Origin of the sequence: Kurthia sp. Dielmo (assembly GCF_000307285.2) — a bacterium.
Classification (GTDB): domain Bacteria; phylum Bacillota; class Bacilli; order Bacillales_A; family Planococcaceae; genus Kurthia; species Kurthia populi.
This window is the reverse complement of record NZ_HE578960.1, coordinates 273335-278191: the sequence shown is the minus strand read 5'-3', so window position 1 is coordinate 278191 and position 4857 is coordinate 273335. Positions and strand designations below refer to the sequence as shown.

Here is a 4857-nt window from a genome sequence, read left to right as displayed (position 1 = left end):
TAACTTACGTTCACCTGTAGATTATCTACACAAAGTAATTGCCGATAATGCTACAAAGGTTAAAGAATTTATTGTTTCTCCTTTATTTAAGGTTCAGTTAAACCGCTTCTTGAAACAAGATGTAAAAGAAGTAAACGGGGTCCCTGTAACAGTAGATAAAGATAAGGAAGGTATTTATTTTGAAGGAGTATCGTGTGCTGCACCAAAAGATGAAAATGATAGCTGGCCATATGCTTTATTCTCACATATGAAGCAAAAATTAAATTCGCGTGACTTTAAAAAGCCACAAGATTTAATTTTCACAGCGATTAAAGGAATCCGCAGAGACTTCATAGAAAAAATCGAGGTATCAAAGGCTTTATACGATGAAATGTTTCAAACTGAAGAAAAGCGATTACCATTTGGTCAAATTGAAGTTGTAGAAATTGAAGGGTATTCGGTAAAAGATGTATTAAAAGACGAAGCAGTTTGTCAAAGTTTACCTGAGAAAAAATCTACAGTTATCCGACTTTATTCTAACGGAGTGTCACAAGGTTTTGCAGTAGATATTCTTAGTGAAGAAGAAGTTCATGCGAGAGCAGAAAAGCTAGCAGAAATAGTTCGTAAAAGATTAAAGAAAAATAACGTGAAATTTTCATATATTGCAACTCGTACAGACAGTTACGATAAAATGCAAAATTGGAAAACGCGAGGTGTTGTATAATGCAGCATCAACTTAGTATTTTTGATCTTGTAAAAAATAATACAGATGAAAATACAACAGAAGTCAATCCAGCTGAAAATACAACAGAAGTCAATCCAGCTGAAATAACGACAGGTTCAGTTATGGTATTAGATGAACTAGACTATGCTGTAAATAATGATACCGAAAAGAAAACGTATGTAAAGTGGGAAATGAATCAATTCTTCGATGAATTACGAAATGCAACAGCTCTTGTGTACTATAAAACGGAGGGATTTGAATGTCGTTTGCCAGTTGAATTAGGCAAACAATGGTTTAGTCTCGATGGCGATACACGTATAGGGCAACAGGAACTAAGCAATAGAGGTTTCAAAAGCGCTCAATCCATTATTCGATTTAATCACAATTCGAATATGTTGCAAAAAGTGATAAAAGAAAAAGAAGAACTTCGTTTTTTCACACAAAAAATCGACTATAAAACATATGAAAGATCAATCATTGAAGAAGCAAGTAAAGCAAGAAGGTATTTGCTCCCGCTTACTACGAATATGAAGGAAACAATTTCCGCTTCAACTTATGATGAAGAAAAAGGGTTAAATCAATTTGTAAGTAAAATTACAAGAGGGAAATTCAGATTTCGGGACAATCTGCTATATGAAGTTAAAACACTCCCGTTTAAAATATATTCAATCAAACAAGAAGGAACTAAACTTACGATTGAAGGTTCTGAGGGTGTTTATATACAGGTAGAAGGATTTAAAGGTATACGGAAAGACAATTCATTAATCTTTGATGTTTATAACGAGCAAGACGGATATATCCTTACATTTCATTTTTAACCGTAATTAGAGATTATGGTGAATGAAATGTGGTGATCTAGTTAATTGTTATGGTATGGCAACACTTTTAGACAACTTTTATGAGGGGTGCTCCAAGGCTTATGAAGCACAGAATCAGCTTGACATGGAGCCTCTCTGTGCATGACTTTTTATGACAGAAATCCAGCTATATTAGGCTGCATTAGCCAAGAAAGGCTATCATGCACATTGCTCCATATAAAGCGCTTCTTAATTGAGCGGATTAGAAATCGCCCTCTAAACCTTATAATTTCTGTCCAACTAAGTGTTACCTATCCACTACAAAGCATTCATTACAAACGATTCTTTTAACTTGTATAGACGGTCCAATCGGATCACCTACATTTGTAATCAAATCGCCTAGGGGCTATCAGCTCTATTTCGTTTTAACAACGCCATTATACATAACTAACAAAAACAACTATCGCGGGCTATCCGTTGCTAAACGAATCTCACGTAATATCAAACAAAGTTTAAAAACAATTAATGCAGATTTATTTTGTAATGATTTCGGATTTTTTAGAATGCCATCTCGACACAATGTAGTATGGTCCAATTTAAACCAAACGTATTCATTCAAACAACTCATTCAATGGTCAAGCACATTTGATGATGGTGAGTCACTCTATCACTCTCACAAAGAAGTTCATAATCCTTATTTATCAGAGTGGTTAGATGCTTTACTTCAAATCAAGAATGTTAAAAGCCAAAAAGGACAGATTGGACGAAACAATACCTTATTTTCTGCTGCGCTGGTTTGCTATCAAAGTGGATTAACGACAGATGAAGCTCACAACTACATCCAAACCTTAAATGGCCGCTTCGATACTCCTATTGATAAAAATGAAATGCGTTCAATTTTAGATTCAGCCTATTCAGGACGTTATAAGGGGGCAAAATTAGACTATTTGAAGATGTTACTCGACTTATATGCTCCGGATGTAAAGCACCCTATTTCTATGAACGGCTGGTACAAGTTCAAAAAAAATCGTATTGACCGCGTAAGAAGTCATTTTGAAGAATGGGAATCCGATATTTCCGACTACATTACGCTCCATATGTCAGAACATACGCCTTTCATTTGGAAAACTCAAAGCGAATTGTGCAAAGAAATAGGCATACCACAAAGTACATTAAACGCCCTATTAAAAAAATTCACCACCTTATTAAAAGTTGTGAAGGGAAAAGGACGCACAGCTATGTACGGCCACTATTAGGAATTTTTAATGCGCGCTCTACATTATCCCTTGTTGTAAAGGAAAGAAGAGTCCATTCAAATGATAATGACACGCGCTCCTCTCGAGTCGTTTGTGGATTATTCAACGCCTCCATAATCTCAATTATTCGCGTGAAATGTGGATTTTCCGGACAATAGATACTCGCCGGATGACTCGCATAGGCTTTACTTGCTGCACTGCTCCCACAAATACATTTCGTCAATGCATCCGGAGCTTCAATAGCATATTGTAATGCCAGCATTCCACCCGTTGAATGCCCCGCAAAGCCCCATGACATAAAGCCGAGTGCCTGTCTCACCGCTTCTAAATCTTTAATGACCTCTGTTAGCGCCATTTGCTCATCGTTATCGAGAGGTACGGAATTCCCGGCACCTCGCACATTGATTAAAAACACCTGATAATGTGCGGTAAATGGCTCCGCAAACCAATTGCCGATTTCATTAAAAGCTGAGTAAAAGTGGGTAATCGCTAGCGGCTCCCCTTCACCTTTCACAAAATATTCAAACTGCCCTCTTTGCGTAGTAATCATCTGCTGCTGCCACATATAAATTCCCCCTTTCTATTTATTGTATAGAAATTTTTTCTATTTCGGCAGAAAAAATGGGTAAAAATAACAAAAATCGTTTTTTTCGTCGTACGTATGCTACTATTTGTAGTAGACCCTAAAACAGAAAGGGATGGATTTTCCATGAAGAAAAAAATAACCTATATTCTTGTAGCTCTTGCCGTAGTTGGGACATTTTTCACAATGAGTCTTCAAGCAGAAGAGCCTTCATCAAACTTTGAACCAGTCACAAAAACCGATACGATTTTCGTCAATATTTGGCGCTAATTAGATGGAATTAAAAAAAGCAGCTGATTAGCTGCTTTTCTCAATTATACGAAACAAAAAAATAGATAGTTACTGGCAGCACCCTCCGCCACCAATGCCTGTATGACAAACGCCTGTTTCAGGTAGTGACAGTTGCACATTTAAAGCAGCTTCTGTATCACCTGCAATCGAAGCGGCAATCGAACGGACCTGCTCATACCCTGTAGCCATTAAAAATGTAGGTGCTCGGCCATATGACTTAGAGCCGACAATATAAAAATTAGGTTCGGGTTGTCGTAATTCCTTTTCACCATGAGCAGGTACACTACCACAGCTATGGTGATTTGGATCAATTAAATCGGCCAAGGCGGGTACTGCTTCTGTCACAGGGTCTGTTGTATAACGGAGCTCTTCATGGAATGAAAAATCTGGTCGATTCCCCGTATTCACAATTAATTCATCAAAAGGCCCTATTTTTTGCTCTGTCCCTTTTAATACAACACCTTCTTCTTTTTCTAAAATCGTTTGAACGTAAAAAGATGTTTTTACTTGGATAGAGCCATTTGAAAGAATTTCTTTTATTTTCAACCCTAACTCACCACGCGCAGCTAGTTCATCATCCACGCCTCCACCAAGAGCTTCTTCTACTTGATTTTTTCGAAGAATCCACGTAATTTCTGTCTGTGGGTAATTCTCTTTTAACTTTACTAATTGTAAAAGGGAGTTTATCGCGGAGTGACCACTCCCAATAACGGCTACCTTCTTATTTGCATAGCGCATCGACTGTACCACTACATTAGGAATTTGATAAGTTATTTTTTCGCTTAGCTTGCGTTCAGACGGTAAAAAAACACCATGACTTGCGGCTGGGTTAGCGTGTCCCCATGTTCCGGTAGCATCGATAATCGCACTTGCCTTATATGTTTTCGTTGCTTGATTATTTTTCGTAAAGATTAGAAATGGCTTCGCCTCACGATTTACCGATTTCATTTTATCTGCGTCTAGTTTTGTAATGGCGATGACTTCTTCATTTGTATAAAGACGGCCTTTAAATTGTTTACTTAAGGGTATTAAATAGTCATGTCGTAATGCGGCGCCTGTAGGAATAGCTTGAGGGTCAGGCATCTTCCAGCCCGTCTCCTCTAATAACTTTCTAGCGGCATTATCTACATTGTATTCCCACGGTGAAAATAGGCGCACATGCTCCCAAGTGGCTACATTGGCAGCGACATCTCCTTTTTCTAATAGAATGAACGGTACATTATATGT

General features: G+C 37.7%; 6 protein-coding genes. 4 read left to right on the top strand and 2 right to left on the bottom strand.

Features of this window, described 5'->3' with window-relative positions; all coding sequences use genetic code 11:
* The 3 genes from KTHG_RS14905 to KTHG_RS14895 all read left to right on the top strand — a co-directional run.
* A partial coding sequence (locus KTHG_RS14905) for a hypothetical protein (protein WP_186439636.1) occupies positions 1–703 on the top strand: 703 nt, incomplete at its 5' end.
* Entirely contained in the window at positions 703–1521 is an 819-nt protein-coding gene (locus KTHG_RS14900; protein ID WP_139994712.1) for a hypothetical protein, read from the top strand. The genes KTHG_RS14905 and KTHG_RS14900, both read left to right, overlap by 1 nt.
* 542 nt (positions 1522–2063) lie before the next feature.
* Entirely contained in the window at positions 2064–2756 is a 693-nt protein-coding gene (locus KTHG_RS14895; protein WP_139994710.1) for a primase C-terminal domain-containing protein, read from the top strand.
* On the opposite strand, the gene KTHG_RS14890 is transcribed toward KTHG_RS14895, so the two are convergent.
* On the bottom strand, positions 2737–3321 hold the full coding sequence (locus KTHG_RS14890; RefSeq protein WP_139994708.1) for an alpha/beta fold hydrolase: 585 nt from the start codon (positions 3319–3321) through the stop codon (positions 2737–2739). The genes KTHG_RS14895 and KTHG_RS14890 overlap by 20 nt on opposite strands.
* Positions 3322–3465: 144 nt before the next feature.
* Between KTHG_RS14890 and KTHG_RS21390 the strand changes: the two genes are divergently transcribed.
* Positions 3466–3609 carry a hypothetical protein gene (locus tag KTHG_RS21390; RefSeq protein WP_158620999.1) on the top strand — a complete coding sequence of 48 codons (144 nt, stop codon included), beginning with the start codon at positions 3466–3468 and terminating at the stop codon, positions 3607–3609.
* 69 nt (positions 3610–3678) lie between these two features.
* Here the strand turns inward: KTHG_RS21390 and KTHG_RS14885 are convergent.
* On the bottom strand, positions 3679–4857 hold a 1179-nt coding region (locus KTHG_RS14885), incomplete at its 5' end, for an NAD(P)-binding domain-containing protein (protein ID WP_139994882.1).